At 70.9% G+C, this 21,044-nt stretch carries 16 protein-coding genes and 1 riboswitch; of the genes, 11 read left to right on the top strand and 5 right to left on the bottom strand.

Annotation, left to right across the window (positions count from 1 at the left end; translation table 11 throughout):
- Positions 1 to 208: 208 nt before the first annotated feature.
- The gene (locus tag ACFVTR_RS03130) at positions 209 to 4,390 is read right to left on the bottom strand and encodes a hypothetical protein (protein WP_387034650.1); all 4,182 of its coding nucleotides are present in this window, start codon (positions 4,388 to 4,390) and stop codon (positions 209 to 211) included.
- 479 nt (positions 4,391 to 4,869) lie between these two features.
- On the opposite strand from ACFVTR_RS03130, the gene ACFVTR_RS03125 reads away from it, so the two are divergent.
- From ACFVTR_RS03125 to ACFVTR_RS03105, 5 genes are read left to right on the top strand one after another with little or no spacing between them, the layout of a single operon-like run.
- A complete protein-coding gene (locus tag ACFVTR_RS03125; protein WP_387034648.1) occupies positions 4,870 to 6,144 on the top strand; it encodes a YhjD/YihY/BrkB family envelope integrity protein in 1,275 nt (424 codons plus the stop codon).
- A gap of 10 nt (positions 6,145 to 6,154) precedes the next feature.
- Positions 6,155 to 6,994, top strand: a complete 840-nt coding sequence (locus ACFVTR_RS03120) for an exodeoxyribonuclease III (protein ID WP_387034646.1) — start codon at positions 6,155 to 6,157, stop codon at positions 6,992 to 6,994.
- Positions 6,995 to 7,034: 40 nt separating this feature from the next.
- Positions 7,035 to 8,048 (top strand): tryptophan--tRNA ligase, encoded by a 1,014-nt coding sequence (gene trpS / locus ACFVTR_RS03115; RefSeq protein WP_387034644.1) that lies wholly within the window; start codon positions 7,035 to 7,037, stop codon positions 8,046 to 8,048.
- 11 nt (positions 8,049 to 8,059) lie between these two features.
- A complete protein-coding gene (locus ACFVTR_RS03110) occupies positions 8,060 to 8,626 on the top strand; it encodes a GNAT family N-acetyltransferase (RefSeq protein ID WP_387034643.1) in 567 nt (188 codons plus the stop codon).
- A complete protein-coding gene (locus ACFVTR_RS03105; protein ID WP_387034641.1) occupies positions 8,623 to 9,423 on the top strand; it encodes an HAD family hydrolase in 801 nt (266 codons plus the stop codon). The genes ACFVTR_RS03110 and ACFVTR_RS03105 overlap by 4 nt, the downstream gene beginning before the upstream one ends.
- A gap of 145 nt (positions 9,424 to 9,568) precedes the next feature.
- On the opposite strand, the gene glpK is transcribed toward ACFVTR_RS03105, so the two are convergent.
- The 3 genes from glpK to ACFVTR_RS03090 form a co-directional block, all read right to left on the bottom strand.
- Positions 9,569 to 11,083 carry a glycerol kinase GlpK gene (gene glpK, locus ACFVTR_RS03100; protein ID WP_387034639.1) on the bottom strand — a complete coding sequence of 505 codons (1,515 nt, stop codon included), beginning with the start codon at positions 11,081 to 11,083 and terminating at the stop codon, positions 9,569 to 9,571.
- A gap of 57 nt (positions 11,084 to 11,140) precedes the next feature.
- Complete coding sequence (locus tag ACFVTR_RS03095; protein WP_376942460.1) at positions 11,141 to 11,857, bottom strand: MIP/aquaporin family protein; 717 nt, start codon at positions 11,855 to 11,857, stop codon at positions 11,141 to 11,143.
- Between the two features lie 224 nt (positions 11,858 to 12,081).
- Positions 12,082 to 13,848: an FAD-dependent oxidoreductase gene (locus ACFVTR_RS03090; protein ID WP_387034638.1), complete on the bottom strand. Its 1,767-nt coding sequence runs from the start codon at positions 13,846 to 13,848 to the stop codon at positions 12,082 to 12,084.
- 116 nt (positions 13,849 to 13,964) lie between these two features.
- On the opposite strand from ACFVTR_RS03090, the gene ACFVTR_RS03085 reads away from it, so the two are divergent.
- The 5 genes from ACFVTR_RS03085 to ribH all read left to right on the top strand — a co-directional run bounded on the left by ACFVTR_RS03085 (position 13,965) and on the right by ribH (position 18,773).
- Entirely contained in the window at positions 13,965 to 14,966 is a 1,002-nt protein-coding gene (locus ACFVTR_RS03085) for a sugar-binding transcriptional regulator (protein ID WP_387034636.1), read from the top strand.
- A gap of 89 nt (positions 14,967 to 15,055) precedes the next feature.
- Positions 15,056 to 15,201, top strand: a riboswitch (FMN riboswitch).
- An 87-nt stretch (positions 15,202 to 15,288) separates the two neighbouring features.
- A complete protein-coding gene (ribD, locus tag ACFVTR_RS03080; RefSeq protein ID WP_387034634.1) occupies positions 15,289 to 16,353 on the top strand; it encodes a bifunctional diaminohydroxyphosphoribosylaminopyrimidine deaminase/5-amino-6-(5-phosphoribosylamino)uracil reductase RibD in 1,065 nt (354 codons plus the stop codon).
- Position 16,354: 1 nt separating this feature from the next.
- Positions 16,355 to 17,008 carry a riboflavin synthase gene (locus ACFVTR_RS03075; RefSeq protein WP_387034632.1) on the top strand — a complete coding sequence of 218 codons (654 nt, stop codon included), beginning with the start codon at positions 16,355 to 16,357 and terminating at the stop codon, positions 17,006 to 17,008.
- Positions 17,005 to 18,300: a GTP cyclohydrolase II gene (gene ribA / locus ACFVTR_RS03070; RefSeq protein WP_387034630.1), complete on the top strand. Its 1,296-nt coding sequence runs from the start codon at positions 17,005 to 17,007 to the stop codon at positions 18,298 to 18,300. Before ACFVTR_RS03075 ends, ribA begins: the two co-directional genes overlap by 4 nt.
- Positions 18,297 to 18,773 carry a 6,7-dimethyl-8-ribityllumazine synthase gene (gene ribH / locus ACFVTR_RS03065; RefSeq protein WP_387034628.1) on the top strand — a complete coding sequence of 159 codons (477 nt, stop codon included), beginning with the start codon at positions 18,297 to 18,299 and terminating at the stop codon, positions 18,771 to 18,773. Before ribA ends, ribH begins: the two co-directional genes overlap by 4 nt.
- A 69-nt stretch (positions 18,774 to 18,842) precedes the next feature.
- Here the strand turns inward: ribH and ACFVTR_RS03060 are convergent, their stop codons facing one another.
- Positions 18,843 to 19,301, bottom strand: coding sequence for a DUF2269 family protein (locus ACFVTR_RS03060; RefSeq protein ID WP_387034626.1), 459 nt, complete (start codon positions 19,299 to 19,301; stop codon positions 18,843 to 18,845).
- A 258-nt stretch (positions 19,302 to 19,559) separates the two neighbouring features.
- On the opposite strand from ACFVTR_RS03060, the gene ACFVTR_RS03055 reads away from it, so the two are divergent.
- Positions 19,560 to 20,957 carry an MFS transporter gene (locus tag ACFVTR_RS03055; RefSeq protein ID WP_387034624.1) on the top strand — a complete coding sequence of 466 codons (1,398 nt, stop codon included), beginning with the start codon at positions 19,560 to 19,562 and terminating at the stop codon, positions 20,955 to 20,957.
- The last annotated feature ends 87 nt before the right edge of the window (positions 20,958 to 21,044 follow it).

Genomic DNA, 21,044 nt, shown 5'->3' with positions numbered 1-21,044 from the left:
GACAAGCTCCAGACCTCGAGGTGGGAGCCGGCTCGGGTGAAAACCGGGTCAGCACTGCCAGTCTGCGCCGCGCCGCGGGCGCGAAACAAGGATTTCTCAGCTATCACCCCTGAACGCGGGGTACCCCGTTCGAAGCGGGTTCCGCCGAGAAACGGGGGATGCCGCGGCGCACGTCGCGCCGCGGCATCCCCCGTTCGACCCGAACCGCCTACACTCCCCCGGCGCGGCGGCGCCGGATCACGACCCAGGCGACGGCGACGCCGCCCACGAGGAGCATTCCGGTCGCGATCCAGACGAACGGGCCGCCCGCGAAGCCGGTGCTCGCGATCGACGAGCCGGGCACGGTCACCGTGACCGAGGAGTCGTCGCAGAGGATCGGCTCCGCCGGATCGAGCGGGATCGCACCCTCGGCTGCCGCCGCCGTCTGGTCGTCGGGCAGGTCGTTCCAGCAGATCTCACCGGTGTTGACGATGCTCGACGAGTTCGACTTCGGATTCAGCGTGACGGAGAGCACCACATCAGGGGCATCCGGCCTCGTACCGCCGATCTGCCCGTTCAGGATGCAGTGCAGCGTGCCGCCGTAGCCGGCCGAGTCCTTGCCGGTGACCTCGCAGTCGTCCCAACGGGGGAACGCGGGGGCCGGCGGCGTGGTGATCGAGTTCACCTTGAGGTCGGCCGGGATCTCGTCGAAGAGCTCCATCGCCTTGGTCGAGCCGAGGCCCGGGTTGGTGACCGACAGGGTGTAGTCGAACGTGTCGCCCGGCTTCGCCGTGGTCACGCTCGAGGTCTTCTCGATCAACGGCCCGGCCTCTCGGGTCACCGCGCAGGCGGGGGTCGCCTGCGGGTAGACCGCGAGCACCGACTGGCTCGGGTTGATCTCGAAGGTGATCGTCATCGGGTGGAGCTGGTCGGCGAACGCGTAGCTCGGAAGCGACGAGTCCTTCACCATGTTCTCCCACGAGTCGACGATCGTGCCCTCTCCGACGACGTCCCCCGGCTCGGCCAGGCGCCATCCCGGCCAGCCGATCGAGATGCCCTCGTCGTTCACCTCGCCGTACGGCCACAGGAGCCGGCCGTTGCGCTCCTCCCACGGGATCGTCATGACGATCGGCTCCGCGTCGGGGTAAAACACCGGGTCGGGCGTCCACGTGACGGTGATGTCCGACGGGGTCACGGGTCCGGCCGTCATGACGTTGTGGTAGAGCCACGGCACGTCGTTGATGCACTGCACGTAGGCGTTCGCCTGCATGGCCTTCGTCGGCACCGTGGTGTCGTCGCAGTCGTTGGCGGGGTTCGCGTCGGTGACCGGCAGCACCGGGTCGTCGACTGCGGCGAGCGCGGCGGCGTCCGCCGGCGGCTCGGTGTCCGGCACGACGATGGCGACGCACGCCTCGTTCACGACGGGCTCGGCCGGCACCGGCTCGGGCGGCACCTCCGGGTTCTCGGGCAGCGGCCCGATCGGCTCGCCGAGGAACCGCACCTGGAACCGGAACTCGGTGACCGAACCGGCGGCGTACACGCCGCTGTACTCGGCCGAGAACTCGTTGCCCGCGAAGGACGCGGTCCAGTTCGGATCGACGGGGTCGATCTCGATGCCGCTGATCACCTCGAGCGTGTCGGGCAGCGTGTCGGTCACGAGCGCGCCCGGCACGTCGGGTCCGTGGTTCGTCACCGTCAGGGTGAACCAGAACTCGGATGCCTCGGGGTCGGTGTTGTCGATCGCCTCGACGCCCTCCGGCAGCTCGTAGTCCTTCACGATGCCGAGGTCGGCCGGATCCGCGGTGTTCACGATGCTGCACGTTGCCTCGCCGCCGGCGGGCACGAAGACCTCGCCGTCGGACTCCGCCTTCTGGAGCTCCTCGTTCCCGCCCTCGTCGTCGCACACCCACTCGCCGGGCACGTAGGTGCCGTCGTCGATGTAGGGGTTGTCGGAGTCGGGGTTCGGCCGCTCACTGAGGTCGTACCATCCGGTCGGCACGAGGTAGCTCGTGCCGGGCTCGTCGGCGCCAGGGTCCTCGACGGTGACCGGGCCCTCGGCCTTCAGCAGCCAGTCGCTCGGCACCGCGAGCGGGAAGTCCGGGATGTCCTGGACCTGCTCGTTGTCGACGGTCTTGATGAGCGTCAGGCGCCCGGGGGCGTCGCAGGCGGTGTCCTCCTTCGACCCCGTGCCGATCGTGACGATGCCGGTGTTCGAGAATCCGCCGCCATCTTCGCCGTCGCAGCCGTACTCGGGCATGCCGTCGTCGTCGATGGTCGCGGTGACGCGGATGAGCCAGCTGTCGGTGGCGCCGACCGCGATGGGCACGTCGGTGGCCAGCAGGTACTCGGCGACCGGATCGAACGGGCCGGTCAGCGAATGCCCCGGAAGGGTCGGATCCTCACCCGGCTCCCAGTACTCGATGGCCGAGATCGTCATGCCGGCGCCGAAGTCCGTGGCATCCGACAGGTCGTAGGCCGTGTCGACGTGCCCCGTGTTCTCGACGTCGAGCGTGTAGCCGAGCGTCCACTCGCCGGTCGCCACATCGAGGTCGGTCTGCACGACGTTCTTGTCGATCGCGATGTCGGGCGTCGGGTTGTGCGTGGTGCAGTCGTCGACGGGCGCCGCCGACTTCACGTCCTCGGGGCATCGCCCGTTGTCGCCGGGCGTGACCACGTTCACGAGCACCCTGTTGAAGGCGTCATCGTGGACCTGCACGGTGAACGAGAGGGTTGCGGTGTCGCCCGGACCGAGATCCGGGATCGACCAGGTCAGCGCGGTCCCCACGAGATCGGCACCAGCCGGGAGCGGCAATTGGATTGTCGCGTCATCGAGCACGTCGCTCAGGTCGTCGACGAGCTCCGCGCCCGTCACCGGCACGACGCCGTCGTTCTGCGCGTGCAGGGTGTAGGTGACGTCCTGCCCCGGTTCGACGGTCGAACCGTCGGCCGGATCGACCGTCTTCCACGCGAGCCACCTCGGCGCGAAGGTGTTCAGCACCCAGCAGTGGGTCGTCTCCTCCTTCTCGACGGTGGCCGTGAAGGTCCGGGCGCCCGTGTCGAACGGCACCGCGACCGCGTCCTCGAGATTCGGCGAGGTGCCGCATCGGGCGCCCGTCAGGACGCTGCCGCCGTTCGCCGTCTCGGAGAACACGACCTGGCGCGCCGGCGGGTCGGGCTCCACCGCGAAACCGGTCACCTCGTAGGGGTCGGTCTGGCTGGAGGCATCCGTGGTGTCGCTCGTCGGGTCGACGTCGGAGGTGGCGGTCGAGAACTCCCAGCCCGCCCCGCCTGCGACGCCGGGGAACGCCGCCCCGACCTGCTTGTGGATGACGACGTTGCCGCCGCAGAGCGCCTTGGCGACGAGCTGGAGGTCATCGGCGAGGCTCGAGTAGTTCGTCGACGTCATGTAGTCGGCCGTCGCGATGTTCGATCCGTCGAACTCGGTTCCGCCCGAGATCGACTCGATCGGACCGAGTGAGACGTTGGGCCCGACCGCGACGACGAAGACGTGCGACGGGGTGCCCTTGATGGCGTTGGCCTGGAGGATCGCCGGGTCGAGCGCCCCCGGGGAGCCGTCGGGGAACTCGCCCCCGTTGTCGGGGTCGACCGTGTTCGGATTGCCGTCGGTGATCACGATGGTGAGCTCGACGGGCGGGTCGCTGAACCCGCCGAACGAGCCGAGGCCGACCTCGAGGCCGCGCTTCCAGTTCGTCCAGCCGTCGGAGCCCAGTCCGCTGTAGGAGCCCTGGATCGTCGCGAGGTTCGCACTCGTGAGCGCGATCGCCGACTGCAGCAGGTTCGCGTCCTGGTCGAACGCCGTGACCGAGACCTCGGAGCCCGTGTCCTTCAACGCCTCGGTGAACGCGTCGGCGGCGTCCTTCAGGTCCGCGATGCCGCCGTCGCCGATCGAGCCCGACTTGTCGAGCACGAGGGCGAAGTCGAGTCCGCAGCTGTCGGGCAGATCCGGGTTGGACGCCGGCTCCGGCGAGTCAGTGGCGGCGAGGCTCCGCAGGCCCGCCTGCTGCTCGGCCAGGCACGCGTCGCGCGCGCTCCGGTCGTCGTTGCCGATCGGGATCGCCATGCAGTCGACGGGCGCGGGCGCCGGGGCCGCCTCGGGGGCTGCGACCGGTTGCTCAGCGGGCGGCTCCTCCACGGGCTGCTCCTCGGGCGGGGCGGTCTCCTCAGCGGGGGGCGCGGCCTCCTCGGCGGGGGGCGTCTCCTCCTCGGCGGGGGGCGCCTCCTCCGTCGGCGGCGCGGTCTCCGCGGGCGGGGCCTCGGGTTCCGCCGTCGCCTCCTCGGCCTGCACGACCGCCTCGTCGCCCGCCGCCGGCGGCGTCGCGAGTTCGTCGGCCGCGGCGAGCGTCGGAGCGCTGAAGACAACCAGCGCACCGACCGTCAGCGCCGCGAGCATCGCCCTGATCCGCGGTGGCGGCGGGGCCGCCGATTCTTCGGTTCGAGCAGCGGAACGAGTGCGCAGTTTGCGGTGCATTTCAGACTCCACGTTCGGGTGCGGTCAGGCCGAATCGAGAATCTCTCAACTCGGCGGCACCAGTCTCCTCGCACGTTTCGGCCGATTTCAAGGAATTCTCACCACCTGGTGTCCCCCAGTTCGCGGGGTACGGCACGAGCCGCGCAGGTCTCCGCCGATCCGCTCCGTCCCGCTTCTCGGCGCCGTTCTCGGCGATGACGCACCGACGGGATCGCGGTGGCGATGTCCCCCGAAAGGCCGACATGCTTCGCCCGCGATCCGGCGATCCCGCGATCCGGCGACCGGGGGTTCGAGGCCGTGACGACAGGCGAAGACCGTCGCCCGGGGCGAGGGCTTCCGGGCGCGGACCGACCCTCGAGCGCCTCCGCCTCGGTCCCCGCCCCGATCGCTAGGGTTGGAGCGTGAGCGAGCGCGGGTCGAGACCTCCACACGGAGCGGCGAAGTCCGACGTGCAGTCGGCGGCCGACCCGCTCGATCTCGACGGCCGCCCGCCCTCCGCGAAGGAGCGCTTCGACGCCGTGAGCCAGCCCATCCTCGAACGCTTCGAGGAGCCGATCAGCAGGGTCAACACGCTCACCCAGAAGACGATGGCGCTCTTCCCGGTCCGGGTGTGGCGGCACTTCCTCGCGCGGAACGGCTTCATCCTCTCGGCCGGGCTGAGCTACCAGGCGCTGTTCGCGAGCTTCGCCGCGATCTACGTCGTGTTCGCCGTCGCCGGCATCTGGCTCACGAGCAACCAGGAGACGATGGATGCGTTCATCACGCTGGTGAACACCTATGCGCCCGGGCTCGTCGGTTCCGGCGACGAGGCCGTCATCTCCGACGACGAGCTCACCCAGATCGCGCAGGCGAGCGCAGGCGTGCTCGGGTGGACCGGTGCCATCGCCGTCATCGGCCTCATCTGGACGGCCATCGGCTGGATCACCTACGCCAGGCTCTCGGTGCGCTCGATCTTCGGGCTGCCGAAGGACACCCGGGCGTACGTGCTGCTCAAGGCGAGGGACTTCCTGGCCGGATTCGGCTTCGGCGCCGTGCTCATCTTCGCCTCCGTGCTGTCGGTGGCGACCACCTCGTTCATCTCATGGGTGTTCAGTTCGCTCGGCATCGAGGACGCGGGCGGCTGGGAGGCGTTCCTCGTGCAGGCGGGCGCGATCGTCGTCGTGTTCGTGATCGACACGCTCGCCCTCGCGGTGATGTTCCGGTTCCTCTCGGGTGCGGCGATGCCGTGGCGCCGGATGTGGGTCGGCTCGCTCCTCGGCTCCGGTGCGCTCTCCGCGATGCAGATGCTCAGCGGGCTTCTCGTGTCGAGCGCGAGTCGCAACCCGCTGCTCGCGACGTTCGCCGTCTTCATCGCGCTGCTCCTCTGGTTCCACCTCGCGAGCATCGTGATCCTCGTCGCCGCGAGTTGGATCGCCGTCGAGGCCGCGGATGCGCACGAGACGCTCCGGAAGGTGACTCCCGAGCAGCTCGCCCAGGAGGCGAGGGAGCGCGAGCGGGAGGCGATCCTGACCGCGGCGCGCGTGCGGGTGCGGGAGGCCCGCAACGAGCTCGCCGCGGCGAACTGGTTCGACCGTCTGCCGGCCAAGCGCCGGCTGGCGCGGGCCGAGCAGGAGCTCGCCGAGCTCGAAGCGGACGGCGGCCCTGGGACGACGAACGGTGTCGGGGGGCTCCCGTAGGATCGAGGGCATGCCCTCCGCGAAGCCCCTCCGTCTCGCCAGCGTCAACGTGAACGGAGTGCGAGCCGCATTCCGCAAGGGCATGGGCGAGTGGCTCGCCGGCCGCGACGTCGACATTCTCGCCCTTCAAGAGGTCCGCGCCTCGACCGAAGACCTGCAGGGCCTGCTCGGCGACGAATGGGACATCCTGCACGACCCGGCGACCGCGAAGGGTCGCGCCGGGGTCGCGATCGCCAGCCGACGCCGCGCCCACATCCACCGCGTCGAGCTCGGCGCCACCGACTTCGACACCGCCGGGCGCTGGCTCGAGGCCGACTACGAGGTCGGCGACCGCGTCATCACCGTCGTCTCGGCCTACGTGCACTCGGGCGAGGTCGACACGCCGAAGCAGGTCGAGAAGTTCAAGTTCCTCGACGCGATGGTCGAGCGCCTGCCGAAGCTCGCCGAGCACTCCGAGCTCGCGGTCGTCGTGGGCGACCTCAACGTCGGTCACCGCACCCTCGACATCAAGAACTGGAAGGGCAACGTCAAGCGCGCCGGCTTCCTGCCCGAGGAGCGCGCGTACTTCGACCGCTTCGTCGGCGCCGAGGGCGACGAGGCCTACAACGCGGGCGCCGGGCTCGGCTGGGTCGACCTCGGCCGCCGCGACGCGGGCGAGGTGCCCGGGCCGTACACCTGGTGGTCGCAGCGAGGCAAGGCGTTCGACACCGACACCGGCTGGCGCATCGACTACCAGCTCGCGACGCCCGCGCTCGCGGCGACGGTGCAGCGCTACACGATCGACCGGGCGGCCGCGTACGACCAGCGATGGTCCGACCACGCCCCCGTCGTCGTCGACTACGCCATCTGACCCTGCCGCACCGCGGCCGCAAACTTCGAAGGAACTCCCCATGACGCAGAAGCCCCGCCTCTACTCGGGCATGCAGCCTTCCGCCGACTCGCTTCACGCCGGCAACTACATCGGCGCCCTCCTCCAGTGGAAGGAGCTGCAGTCCACGCACGACGCCTTCTTCTCGGTCGTCGACATGCACGCCATCACCGTGGCGCAGGACCCTGCCGAGCTCCGCGAGAAGACCCGCCGCACCGCGGCGCAGTACATCGCCGCCGGCATCGACCCGTCGAGCTCGACCCTGTACGTGCAGTCGCACGTGCCCGCGCATGCCGAGCTGGCATGGGTGCTCAACACCATCACGGGCTTCGGCGAGGCCGGGCGCATGACCCAGTTCAAGGACAAGTCGCAGAAGCAGGGTGCTGACGCGACCAGCGTCGGCCTCTTCGCCTACCCCGTCCTCATGGCGGCCGACATCCTCCTCTACCAGACCGAGATCGTCCCGGTCGGCGACGACCAGAAGCAGCACGTCGAACTCACCCGCGACCTCGCGACCCGGTTCAACGCCCGCTTCGGCGCCGGCACCTTCGTGCTGCCCGAGCCGGCGATCCAGCGCGAGACCGCACGCATCTACGACCTGCAGAACCCGACGTCGAAGATGTCGAAGTCGGGCGACACGCCGGCGGGCATCCTGTGGATGCTCGACGAGCCCTCGGTCACCGCGAAGAAGATCATGCGCGCCGTCACCGACACCGACGGCGAGGTCCGCTTCGACCGCGAGCACAAGCCCGGCGTCTCGAACCTGCTCACGATCTTCTCCGTGCTCTCGGGCCGCAGCATCCCCGAGCTCGAGCAGGAGTTCGCGGGCCGCGGCTACGGCGACTTCAAGAAGGCGCTCGCCGAGGTCGTCGTCGCCGAGTTCGAACCCATCCGGGCACGGGCGCTCGAACTGCTCGACGACCCCGCCGAGCTCGACCGCCTGCTCGGCGTCAATGCCGACCGCGCGAGCGAGGTCGCCGAGGCAACGCTCGCGACGGTTTACGACCGCATCGGCTTCCTCCGGCGCGTGCGCTGACCATGCAGCCCGTGGTCCTGCGTACCGCACGACTCGTGCTCGACCTCCCGGTCGAGGGCGATGTCGTGCGCGTCGCCGAGTACTGCACGGACCCGCTCTTCGAGCAGTTCCTCACCACGCCGTGGCCGTACACCGAGACGCATGCGAGAGGATTCCTCACGGAGCATGTGCCCTCGGCGTGGCAGACGGGCAGCGAGCTCACCTGGGCGATCCGCACCGAATCGGGTGGCCCGCTGCTCGGCGTGATCAGTCTCCGTGCCGACGGCCGCGAGGTGGGCTTCTGGCTCGGTGCCGAGCATCGCGGGTCGGCGTACACGGCCGAAGCCCTCGCCGCGGTGTGCGAGTGGGCCTTCGCCGAGCTGCCCCGCACCGAGACGGTCACCTGGCGCGCGAACGCGGGCAACGTCGCCTCGGCGATGGTCGCCCGGGCCGGCGGATTCCGCAACACGACGACGGCCGCGACGACCGTGCCGGGGCGTGACGGAACCGACCTCGAGGGTTGGTCCGCCGAGCGCGGCCGCATCCCTGCGGCCAACGCCCTCGAGAGCTGGGCGCCGCTCCTCGGCGGCGCGGCATGACCTCGTCCGACGACGCCGCCGACCCTGCGGAGACGGCCGCGACGCCGACGGTGAGCCCAGCATCGCCCCTCGTGCTGTTCGACCTCGACGACACGCTGATGGCCCATCGCGAGGCGGTCGCGACCGGCATCGCCCTCCACATGCGCGAGCGCGCATACGTCGGCGACGATGCACCCGCGCAGCAGCTCTGGCACGAGCTCGAAGAGGAGCACTACCACGAGTACCTCGCCGGGCGACTGACCTTCGAGGGGCAGCGGCGGGCCCGCGCCCGCGACTTCGCCCTCGCGCACGGCGACGAGCTCGACGAACTCGCGGCCGGGGCGTGGTTCGACCGCTACTTCGAGCGCTACCGCGAGTCGTGGACCCTGCACGCCGATGCGCTGCCGGCCATCGATCGCCTCGGCGACGAGATCCCCGAGGTGCGCATCGGCATCATCACGAACGGCGAACTCGACTTCCAGCTCGCCAAGCTCGACCGCCTCGGCATCCGCGAGCGCTTCGGGCACGTGATCGCCTCCGGCGCCGTCGGCGTCACGAAGCCCGACTCCGAGATCTTCGAGCTCGCGGTCGCCCGGTTCGCCGCGGAGCGTCCGGTCTCCCGGGCCGCCTACGTCGGTGATCGCCTGGCGACCGACGCGATCGGTGCGGCACGGGCCGGACTCGTCGGTGTCTGGCTGAACCGGTTCGGCGTGGAGCCGAGCGCCGACGAGGCTGCCGAGGCCGCGGCGGCCGGCGTCATCGAGATCGCCTCGCTCGACGAGCTTCCCGCGGCGCTCGCGCCGCGCCTGCGAGGCTGAAGCGCCGGAGACGGCGACGCGCCCGAGCGACCCTCGCCCGCGGGCTCGGGCCGCATCAGCGACCCGCACGACGAAGACGGGCCGAGCGCACCCCCATGCGCCCGGCCCGTGAATCCACCGTAACCCGCGGTGGACGTGCTTCAGATCAGAGGACGTCCTCGTCGACCCAGTCGAGGGTCTTCGAGACGGCCTTCTTCCAGTTGCGGTCGAGTCGCGCACGCTCGGCCTCGTCCATCGACGGGGTCCAGCGCTTGTCCTCCTGCCAGTTCTGGGCGAGCTCGTCGAGGCTCGACCAGAAGCCGACCGCGAGGCCGGCCGCGTACGCCGCGCCGAGCGCGGTCGTCTCGGCGACGACCGGGCGCACGACCGGCACCCCGAGGATGTCGGCCTGGAACTGCAGCAGGGTGTCGTTCGCGGTGGCGCCGCCGTCGACGCGCAGCTCGGTCAGGTCGACGCCGGCGTCGGCGTTCACGGCCTCGATCACGTCGCGCGTCTGGAACGCGATCGCCTCGAGCGCGGCGCGGGCGATGTGGCCCTTGTTCACGAAGCGAGTGAGGCCGACGAGGGCGCCGCGGGCGTCGGGCCGCCAGTACGGCGCGAACAGGCCCGAGAAGGCGGGCACGAAGTACGCGCCGCCGTTGTCCTCGACCGACTTCGCGAGCTCCTCGACCTCGGCGGCCGAGGAGATGAGCCCGAGGTTGTCGCGCAGCCACTGGATCAGCGAACCGGTGACGGCGATCGAGCCCTCGAGCGCGTAGTGCACCGGCTGGTCGCCGAGCTTGTAGCCGACGGTCGTGAGCAGGCCGTTCTTCGAGTGGACGATCTCCTCGCCCGTGTTGAAGATGAGGAAGTTGCCGGTGCCGTAGGTGTTCTTCGCCTCGCCGGTCGCGAACGCCGCCTGGCCGAAGGTCGCGGCCTGCTGGTCGCCGAGGATGCCGGAGATGGGGGTCTCCCGCAGCAGCGAGTGCTCGTTCGCGGTGCCGTAGACCTCCGACGACGACTTGATCTCGGGGAGCATCGAGCGGGGAACCCCGAAGATGCCGAGGATCTCGTCGTCCCACTGCAGGGTCTCGAGGTCCATGAACATCGTGCGGCTCGCGTTCGTGACATCCGTCGCGTGCACGCCGCCGTCGACACCGCCGGTCAGGTTCCAGAGCACCCAGCTGTCGGTCGTGCCGAAGAGCAGGTCGCCGGCCTCGGCCTTCTCACGCGCGCCCGGCACGTTCTCGAGGATCCAGACGACCTTGGTGCCCGAGAAGTAGGTCGCGAGCGGCAGGCCCACCTTCGCCTTGAAGCGCTCGACGCCGCCGTCGGCCGCGAGGCGGTCGACGATCGACTGCGTGCGGGTGTCCTGCCAGACGATCGCGTTGTAGACCGGCTCGCCGGTCGTCTTGTCCCACACGACGGTGGTCTCGCGCTGGTTGGTGATGCCGACCGCGGCGATGTCGTGACGGGTGAGGTTCGCCTTGCCGAGGGCCTGGCCGATCACCTCGCCCGTGTTGCGCCAGATCTCGGCGGCGTCGTGCTCGACCCAGCCCGCCTTGGGGAAGATCTGCTCGTGCTCCAGTTGCCCGGTCGAGACGATCGATCCGGCCTTGTCGAAGATGATCGCGCGCGACGAGGTCGTGCCCTGGTCGATCGCGAGTACGTAGTCAGCCATCTGAGAACTCCGTTGCTGTCAGTGAATGGTGAGGGGTGAGGGGTGGATGCCTCGGGCTCAGCCGAGGATCGGGAGCAGCGGAACCGCGGCGAGGCCGGCGAGCACGCCGCCGATGATCGGGCCGACGACCGGCACCCACGAGTACGACCAGTCACTGCCGCCCTTGCCCTTGATCGGCAGGATGGCGTGCGCGATGCGCGGGCCGAGGTCACGGGCCGGGTTGATCGCATAGCCGGTCGGGCCGCCGAGGGAGGCGCCGATCGCGATCACGAGGAAGGCCACGGGGATCGCGCCGAGCTCGGCGGGGGTGCCGCCGTTCGTGAAGCCGATGATGACGAACACGAGCACGAAGGTGCCGATGATCTCGGTGACGAGGTTCCAGCCGTACGAGCGGATGGCGGGGCCGGTCGAGAACACGCCGAGCTTGTTGGCGGCCTCGGGCTCGGCGTCGAAGTGCTGCTTGTACGCGAGCCAGCAGAAGATCGCACCGAGGAAGGCACCGATCATCTGGGCGCCGATGTAGGTGAGCACCGAGACGGCGCCGACGGGCACCTGGATGCCCGCCGCGGCGTTGCCGAACTCGGTGGCGCCGTTCGCGACGAGACCGAGGGTGACGGCCGGGTTGAGGTGGGCGCCCGAGGCGTACGACACGATCACGCCGGCGAAGACCGCGAGGCCCCAGCCGATGTTGACCATGAGGAACCCGCCGCCGAAGCCCTTGTTCTTCGCGAGGGCGACGTTCGCGACGACGCCGCAGCCGAGCAGGACCAGCATCGCCGTGCCGACGACTTCCGACAGGAACACGAGACCGAGATTGTCCACGTTGACCTTCTTTCTGAGAGAGCGAGCCGATCGGCCCCGATGAAACGTATCCGCCGAAATGGCCGATGCACGGCGTTTCCGGGTGCACATCCGTGCAGATTCGATCCGCCCCCATCGGCCGCCGCACGGGCGCGACCGCACCCTGCCGCGACCGACGGTGGGTCCGAGACGCGGAGCTACTCGACCGGCGCGAGGCCGGCGAGCTCGCCGATCGCGACCCCGTGGCGCTCGGCCAGCAGGGTGCGGGTCGCCGCGATCTCCTCGGCGCGACGCTCGGCGCTCCACCCGAGCACGGCGCCCGCGAGCTCGCCGAGTTCGGCGAGGAGCTCGGCGGTCAGCGCACCCGTGAACGCGATGCTCGTGCGCCGCAGCACCAGGTCCTGCAGGTGCACGACGCGCTCGCCCCGCGCGAGCCAGGCGATCTCGCGGCGGCTGTAGCCGGTGTGGTGCGCGAGCGGCTCGTCCTGCTCGCCCTCGACCTCGGCGAGGAAGGCGGCGGCGCGGGTGCCGTAGCGTTCGAGCAGCTCGTCGGCGCGGAGGCGGCCGACCTCGTCGCCGTGCGACACGAGCCAGACGCGACGGGCGTCGTCGTTCGCGGGGTAGCCCGCTCCGCCGCCGATCGCGAGGCCCTTCGTCGACACGGTGCGCTCCGCGCCGAGGAGCGCGAGCACCTCGTCCGAGAGGTGCTCGGCGAGCGCGCGGAAGGTGGTCCATTTGCCCCCGACGAGGCTCAGCACCGTGGTGCCGGGGCGGCCCGTGGCATCCGCCCGTTCGATGCGGTAGTCGCGCGAGACGAAGCCCGGCTGCGTCTCGTCGTGGTGCGGCAGCGGGCGCACGCCCGAGAAGCGGTAGACGATCTGCGAACGGTCGACGGCGATCGCTGGGAAAACGTGCGCGATGAGGTCGAAGAAGTAGTCGACCTCCTCCTCGGTGCAGATCGCGGGCTCGCGCATGTCGTGCTCGAGGTCGGTGGTGCCGACCATGACCTTGCCCTTGAGCGGGTAGATCAGCACGATGCGCCCGTCCTCGTGCTCGAAGAAGATCTCGCGTCCGGCGGTGGCGGCGTGCAGCTCGGGGTGGTCGAGCACGATGTGCGAGCCCTTGGTGCCGCCCATGTATCGGGTCTCGTGGCCGAGCTCGGCGTTCGTGAGGTCGGTCCAGGGGCCCGAGGTGTTCACGACGACGTCGGCCGCGATCGAGAACTCCTCGCCTGTGGTCGTGTCGCGGAGGCGGACGCCTGCGGCGTCGTGGCCGATCGCCTCGAGGTAGTTCGCGGCCCGGGCGTGCGGCCCTGCCGCGAGTCCGTCGAAGAGCACGTCGAGGGCGAGGCGCTCGGGGTCGTGCATGCTCGCGTCGTAGTAGGTGGCGGTGTACTTCACGCCCGGGTTCAGCGCGGGGAGCTCGGCGAGCGAGCGCTTCCGGCCGTGGAAGCGGTGGCGCGGCACCGAGCCGCCGTCGCGGGAGAAGGCGTCGTAGATCGTGAGGCCGGCCTTGATGAGCGCGGCGCCGCGCTCGGTGGGCTTGCCCGACTTGTGCGTGAGGAAGCGCAGGGGCGCGGAGAGGATGCCGGAGAAGGTCGAGAAGATCGGCACGGTCGTCTCGAGCGGCTTGACGTAGTGCGGCGCGATGCGGATGAGGCTGTTGCGCTCCTCCACCGACTCCTTGACGAGGCGGAACTCGCCGTTCTCGAGGTACCGGATGCCGCCGTGGATCATGTGCGACGAGGCCGAGGAGGCGCCGGAGACGAAGTCGCCGCGCTCGACGAGCACGACGTCGACGCCCTGCAGGGCGAGGTCGCGGAAGGTCGCGATGCCGTTGATGCCGGCGCCGATCACGAGCACGGATGCCTCGGGGCGGGCGCGGAGGGCTGCGATCTCCTCCCGGGTCGACGGTGCTCCGCCGTGGTGCTCCTGGCGGTGCTGGTTCGTCGATTGCGTTGACATCGCTGTCCTCTCGGAGAAGGCGGGCTTGCGTGAGCCTGCCGGGTGTGGATGAATACATCGTGAACACGGCAGCACGAACTTGCAAGCCGCGTGAACATATGTGCAGAGTGGGAGCCATGATCGACAAGGAGATCCTCGCGACGATCGACGTCGACGAGGCGGTGCCGGGAAAGACCCGTGACGCGCTGCGCGCAGCGCACCTGTACTACATGCAGGACCTCACGATGGACGCCATCGCGCACGAGCTGCACACCTCGCGTTCCTCGGTGTCGCGGCTGCTCAGCCACGCCCGCGCGAGCGGGCTCGTCGAGATCTCGATCCACTCCCCGCTCGACCTCCCGAGCCGCATCGAGCAGGAGATCCTCGAGCGCTTCGAGGTGCAGGCGCACGTCATCCCGGTGCCCGACCACGCGAGCGACGTCGACCGGCTCGACCGCGTCGCGCTCTCGGCTGCACGGATTCTCGGCCGCTTCATCGACTCGAACCTCACCGTCGGCCTCGCCTGGGGATCGACCATGGGTGCGATGAGCCGGCACCTCGTGCCGAAGGCGACGCACAACTCCGAGATCGTGCAGCTGAACGGCGCCGGCAACCTGCGCACGACCGGCATCGTCTACGCGAGCGAGCTGCTGCGCCGGTTCGGCGACGCGTTCGGGGCGCGCGTGCAGCAGTTCCCGGTGCCCGCGTTCTTCGACGAGCCGGCCACGAAGCAGGCGTTCTGGCGCGAACGCTCCACGCAGCGCCTGCTCGACCTCCAGGGCCGGCTCGACCTCGCGCTCTTCGGCATCGGCTCGCCGTTCGCCGAGGTGCCGAGCCACGTCTACCAGGGCGGCTACCTCGAGCGCGCCGACTACGAGGACCTGAGCCGCGACGGTGCGGTCGGCGACGTCGCGACGGTGTTCTACCGCGCCGACGGCTCGACCGACGGCATCGCACTGAACGCCCGCGCGACCGGCCCCGACTTCGCGACCCTGCGGCGTGCGCCGCGACGCATCTGCGTCGTCTCGGGCCGCGCGAAGCTCGCCGGCCTCCGCGGGGCGCTCGCCGCCGGGCTCATCACCGACCTCATCGTCGACGAGGGCACCGCCCGGGCCCTCGTCGAGCAGCCCGCCGCCTGATCCGCCACGCGCCATCCCACCTCGTGGTCGAAGGCCGGTGAACCGGGAATAGGACGGCGTCCCGTGCGTTGACCTACAATCGACACGAGAAACGTGCTCCGGGGTCGGTGTAATTCCGAGCCGGCGGTGACAGTCCGCGAGCCGGGCGCGTTCGATCGCAAGGTCGAATGTGCACGGTTGAACCGGTGGAATTCCGGTACCGACGGTGAAAGTCCGGATGGGAGGCGGCACGTGTCGGCTGCGCTGCGCGCCGCCGACGACGCGGTGGCGACACCGCGGGACCAGCCGAGCATTCCCGGAGCCTTGGACACGAGGACGAGGAATGGCGAGCGCTGACGAACAGGCGGCTGCGCGGCACGCAGCGGATGCCACGGCGATGCGCCGCGCGCTCGAACTCGCCGAGCGGGGCCCCGCCACGGGCGTGAACCCGCGCGTCGGCTGCGTCATCCTCTCGCCCGCGGGCGAGGTGCTCGCCGAGGGCTGGCACCGGGGCGCCGGCACCGCGCACGCCGAGGTCGACGCCCTCTCGAAGCTCGCGCCGGGCGCCGCCGCCGGGGCGACGGCCGTCGTCACCCTCGAGCCCTGCAACCACACCGGCCGCACCGGCCCGTGCGCCCTCGCCCTCGTTGAGGCCGGCGTCGCCCGCGTCGTCTACGCGGTCGGCGACCCCGGCGACCACTCCTCGGGCGGCGCCGCGCGCCTGCGCGACTCGGGCGTCGACGTCACCGGCGGCGTGCTCGCCGACGAGGTCGAGGCGCTCCTCGACGACTGGCTGTTCGCCGCCCGTCACCGTCGGCCCCGCGTGATCGTGAAGTGGGCGTCGAGCCTCGACGGCCGCGCGGCCGCGGAAGACGGCACGAGCCAGTGGATCACGGGCCCGGCCGCCCGCCACGACGTGCACCGCCGCCGTTCCGCCGCCGAGGCCATCGCCGTGGGCACGGGCACCGTGCTCGCCGACGACCCGGCGCTCACCGCGCGCGACGACGCGGGCCGGCTGCTCGAGCGCCAGCCCGTGCCCGTCGTCTTCGGGCGCCGCCCGGTGCCGGCCGGCGCGGCGCTGCGCGCCCACCCGCACGAGCCGGTGTTCGTCACGGGCGCCGACCTCGCGAGCGACCTCGAGGAGCTGCAGCGGCGGGGCATCCGCTCGCTCTTCGTCGAGGGCGGACCGACGCTCGCGAGTTCGTTCATCGCCGCCGGCCTCGTCGACGAACTGCTCGTCTACCTCGCCCCCGCCCTCATCGGCGGTCCGATGCTCGCGCTCGGCGACCTCGGCGTCACGACGATCGCCGACGCCCGCCGCTTCGATTTCGCCGCCGTCGAGCGGCTCGGCGACGATCTCCTGCTCGTCGCCCACCCGGCCCCGGCCGGCCCACAGGAAGGCAACTGACATGTTCACCGGAATCATCGAGGAACTCGGCCGCATCGCGGGCGTCGAGCGCAACGCCGACGCCGCGCGGCTGACGGTGCACGGGCCGCTCGCGGTCGAGGGCGTGAAGCACGGCGACTCGATCTCGGTGTCGGGCGTCTGCCTCACGGTGGTCGAGTTCGACGCGCAGGGCTTCACCGCCGATGTCATGGCGCAGACCCTCGCGATGTCGACGCTCGACGCGGCGCGCGAGGGCCTCGCGGTGAACCTCGAGCGGGCCGCGAAGGTCGGCGACCGCATCGGCGGGCACATCGTGCAGGGCCACATCGACGGCACCTCCGAGGTGCTCGAGATCCGGCCGGGCGAGGCCTGGCGGGTCATCCGATTCTCGCTCGACCCCGAGCACGCGCCGCTCGTCGTCGACAAGGGTTCGATCGCGATCGACGGCGTCTCGCTCACGGTGAGCGCGGTCGGCGCCGACGACGCCGGCGACTGGTTCGAGGTGTCGCTCATCCCCGAGACGCTCGTGGCGACGACCCTCGGCGAACGCGTCGTCGGCGACCGCGTGAACCTCGAGACCGACATCCTCGCGCGGCAGGTGGCCAGGATGCTGCGCTTCGGCGAGCACCGCACGCTGCCGTCATCCGTGCCCGCGACGAGCGGGGGTCTCGCATGAGCCTCGCCACGATCCCCGAGGTGCTCGACGCGCTCCGCGCCGGCAAGCCCGTCATCGTCGCCGACGACGAGGCCCGCGAGAACGAGGGCGACGCGATCATGGCCGCCGAGTTCGCCACGCAGGAGTGGATCGCCTGGATGGTGCGCAACACGAGCGGCTACCTCTGCGCGCCCATGCCGAACGCGATCGCCGACCGCCTCGAGCTGCCCCTCATGGTCGAGCGCAACGAGGACGCGCGCTCGACGGCGTACACGATCTCGGTCGACGCGGCCGACCGCAACTCGACCGGCATCTCGGCCACCGAGCGCGCGCACACCCTGCGGGTCCTCGCCGATCCCGCATCGACGCCTGAGCGGCTGATCCGGCCCGGTCACGTGATCCCGCTGCGCGCGGTCGACGGCGGCGTGCGCGAGCGCGCCGGGCACACCGAGGCCGCGGTCGACCTCATGCGCCTCGCGGGACTCTCCCCCGTCGGCGTCATCGGCGAACTCGTCGAGGACGACGGCGAGATGATGCGCCTGCCGGGCCTCATCGCGCTCGGCGAGCGCGAGGGCCTGCCGGTGACGACGGTCGCCGCCCTCATCGAGTGGCTGCGCGAGTGGCACGAGCACGACGACCTCGACGCGGCCGCCGCGGTGCCCGAGTCGTCGCCGGTCGCCTTCGAGGTCGAGACCACGCTGCCCACCGAGCACGGCGACTTCCGCGTACGGGCCTACCGCGACCGCGGCACGGGGGCCGACCACGTGGCGATCATCGTCGGCGACCCGGGCGCCGACGAACTGGGCGCGGTCGTGCGGGTGCACTCGGAGTGCCTGACCGGCGAGGCGTTCGGCTCGTTGAAGTGCGAGTGCGGGCCGCAGCTCGACGCCGCGCTCGAGGAGATCCAGCGCCGCGGCGGCGTCGTGATCTACCTGCGGGGCCACGAGGGCCGCGGCATCGGCCTCATCAACAAGCTGCGCGCCTACCGCCTGCAGGAGGACGGCCTCGACACCCTCGACGCGAACGTCGCGCTCGGCCTGCCGATCGACGCCCGCGACTACACGGCGGCCTCGGCGATCCTCGCCGACCTCGGCGTCGAGCGGGTGCGCCTGCTCACGAACAACCCCGACAAGGTGCGCCAGCTCGAGGCGCACGGCATCGAGGTCGTCGAGCGCATGCCGCTCGTCGTCGGCGTCGGCACCGTCAACACCGGCTATCTCGACACCAAGCGTCGCCGCATGGGCCACGCCATCGAAGACCAACAGCTCGCCGACGCGGCGGCGGAAACCCTCCTGGAAGGACACGCATCATGAGCGGTCACGGCTCGCCCACCCTCGACATCGACGGCTCCGGCCTCCGCGTCGTCATCGTCGCGGGCAGCTGGCACGACGAGATCTCGAACGGCCTCATCGCGGGCGCGACCCGCACCCTCGAGTCGGCGGGCGCCGAGTTCGAGCTCGTGCGCGTGCCCGGCAGCTTCGAGCTGCCGGTCGTCTCGAAGGCCGCGCTCGAGGCCGGCGCCGACGCGGTCGTGGCCCTCGGCGTCATCATCCGCGGCGGCACGCCGCACTTCGAGTACGTGTCGGCCGCGGCGACCGACGGGCTCACCCGGGTCGCGCTCGACACGGGCAAGCCCGTCGGGTTCGGCGTGCTCACCCTCGACGACGAGCAGCAGGGCCTCGACCGTGCCGGCCTGCCGGGCTCGAAGGAGGACAAGGGGCGCGAGGCCGCCGAGGCCGCGATCGCGACGGCCAGGGCGCTCCGCGCCCTCCGCTCGGCCGGTTGACGACGACGGGGCGCCCCGAGCACCGCGGCCTGCGGTCTCGTGGCGCCCCGCCGACGGAACTGCCGGGCTCTACGGCTTCCAGACCATGAGCACGACGACCGCGACGAGCAGCAGCGACACGATGCCGCTGCCGGCCGCGATCGCGGGGTAGCTCGGGCGTTCGGCCGCAGCCGCGCCCGAGGCATCCGCACCGCTCGCGGCGAGCGCCTCGGCCGCCTTGTTCATGGCGGGCACGACGACGAAGATGCTGAGCGCGAAGGCGATCACGTAGAGGATGATCGACCAGAGGATCCACGGGGTCGTCACCGAGAGATCGAACTCGTCGGGGGCCATGCTCATGGCCCCGAACCCGAAGACGAACACCGCGAGCGAGAGCCAGCTGAAGATCATCGTCGACTTCGCGAGCGTCGCGACCTGACCTGCGTTGCCCGCGCGGACCGCACGCATGGCGGTCATCGGCAGGATCGCCATCGGCCCGACGATGAAGACGGCGGAGACGACGTGCAGAACGCTGAAGAGGGTATCCATGGCCCCAGCCTAACGACGCGGGCCTCGCGGGGGCATCGAACCTTCGATTGAACGGGCGGATGCCTCGGCCGTTCGCCGCACGATCGCCACCGTTCGTCGCACGCACGGCCCCCGCTCGCGGGGTCGCGCCGCGGCGCAGGCGTAGTGTAGGTGGGTTGCCACAAGCGACGATTCCACCCCACTGCCTCACGGGCAAGACGCCAGACCGACGTGCCCCGAGCGCAGCGTCGTCACGCAACCCTGGAGTCTTCGCCAGCGATGTCAGCATCACCCGCGGCCCCGTCCGCACCCACCACCACGGCCGCCCCGGCCAATCCCCGCAGCCGCGTGATCCTCGCGAGCCTCATCGGCACGACGATCGAGTTCTACGACTTCTACGTCTACGCGACCGCAGCGGTGCTCGTCTTCCCGCACCTGTTCTTCCCGACGGGCGACCCGACGACCGCCCTCCTCTCGTCGTTCGCCGTGTTCGGCGCGGCGATGGTCGCGCGCCCGCTCGGCGCGATCGTGTTCGGCCACCTGGGCGACAAGCACGGCCGCAAGGCGACGCTCGTCGGCGCCCTCCTCACGATGGGCATCGCGACCTTCCTCATCGGCGCGCTGCCGACCTACGAGGCGGTCGGCTGGCTGGCCCCGCTCCTCCTCGTCGTGCTGCGCATCGCGCAGGGCTTCGCCCTCGGCGGCGAGTGGTCGGGTGCGGCGCTCGTCGCGACCGAGAACGCGCCGGCCGGCAAGCGCGCCTGGTACGGCACCTTCCCGCAGCTCGGCGCGCCGATCGGCTTCATCATCGCGAACGGCCTGTTCCTCGTCATCGCGGCGCTGCTGCCCTCCGACGACCCGACGATGCCCTCGCAGGCGTTCCTCGACTGGGGCTGGCGCATCCCGTTCCTCTTCTCGATCGTGATGGTGGCCGTCGGCCTCTGGGTGCGCCTGCGCCTGGTCGAGTCGACCGCGTTCCAGTCGGCGTCCAAGCGCGGCAAGCTCACGCGCCTGCCGCTCGCGAACGTCTTCAAGCACTACTGGAAGCAGCTCATCCTCGGCACCTTCTTCATGCTGGCGACGTACGTGCTCTTCTACCTGATGACGACGTTCTCGCTGAGCTACGGCCGCGCGGCGGTCGAGCCGGCCGACGGCGCGCTCCCCGGCCTCGGCTACTCGTACAACACCTTCGTGCTGATGCTCATCGGCGGGGTCGTCTTCTTCGGCATCTTCACTCTCCTGTCGGGCCCGTGGGCCGACCGCTGGGGGCGCCGCAAGACGCTCATCTGGGTCACGATCGGCATCATCGTGTTCGGCCTCGCGTGGGTGCCGCTGCTCGGCGCCGGCTTCGTCGGGGTCATGGCCTGGCTCGTCGTCGGCTTCTCCCTCATGGGCATGACCTTCGGCCCGATGGGGGCGCTCCTGCCCGAGCTGTTCCCGACGAACGTGCGCTACACGGGCTCGGGCATCTCGTACAACGTGTCGTCGATCCTCGGCGCCGCGGTCGCCCCGTTCATCGCGGTCGCCCTGTGGCAGGCCGGCGGCGGCAGCCCGTTCTGGGTGGGCGTCTACCTCTCGGTCATGGGCGTCCTGACGCTCATCGCGCTGCTCGTCTCGAAAGAGACCCGCGACGTCGACTTCGACGAGGCGGGGCTCGAGTCCTCGGCGGTGCTGTAGCCGGCGGTTCCCCACGAAGGGCGGATGCTCCCCGGGCCACTCGGCACATCGCTTCGCGCGGTACCGAGCCTCCGGCGCCGGGGGCCC

This window comes from Agromyces sp. NPDC058126 (genome assembly GCF_042884595.1).
GTDB lineage: Bacteria > Actinomycetota > Actinomycetes > Actinomycetales > Microbacteriaceae > Agromyces.
The sequence above is the reverse complement of the archived record's forward strand: the minus strand, read 5'-3'. Positions and strand labels throughout refer to the sequence as shown.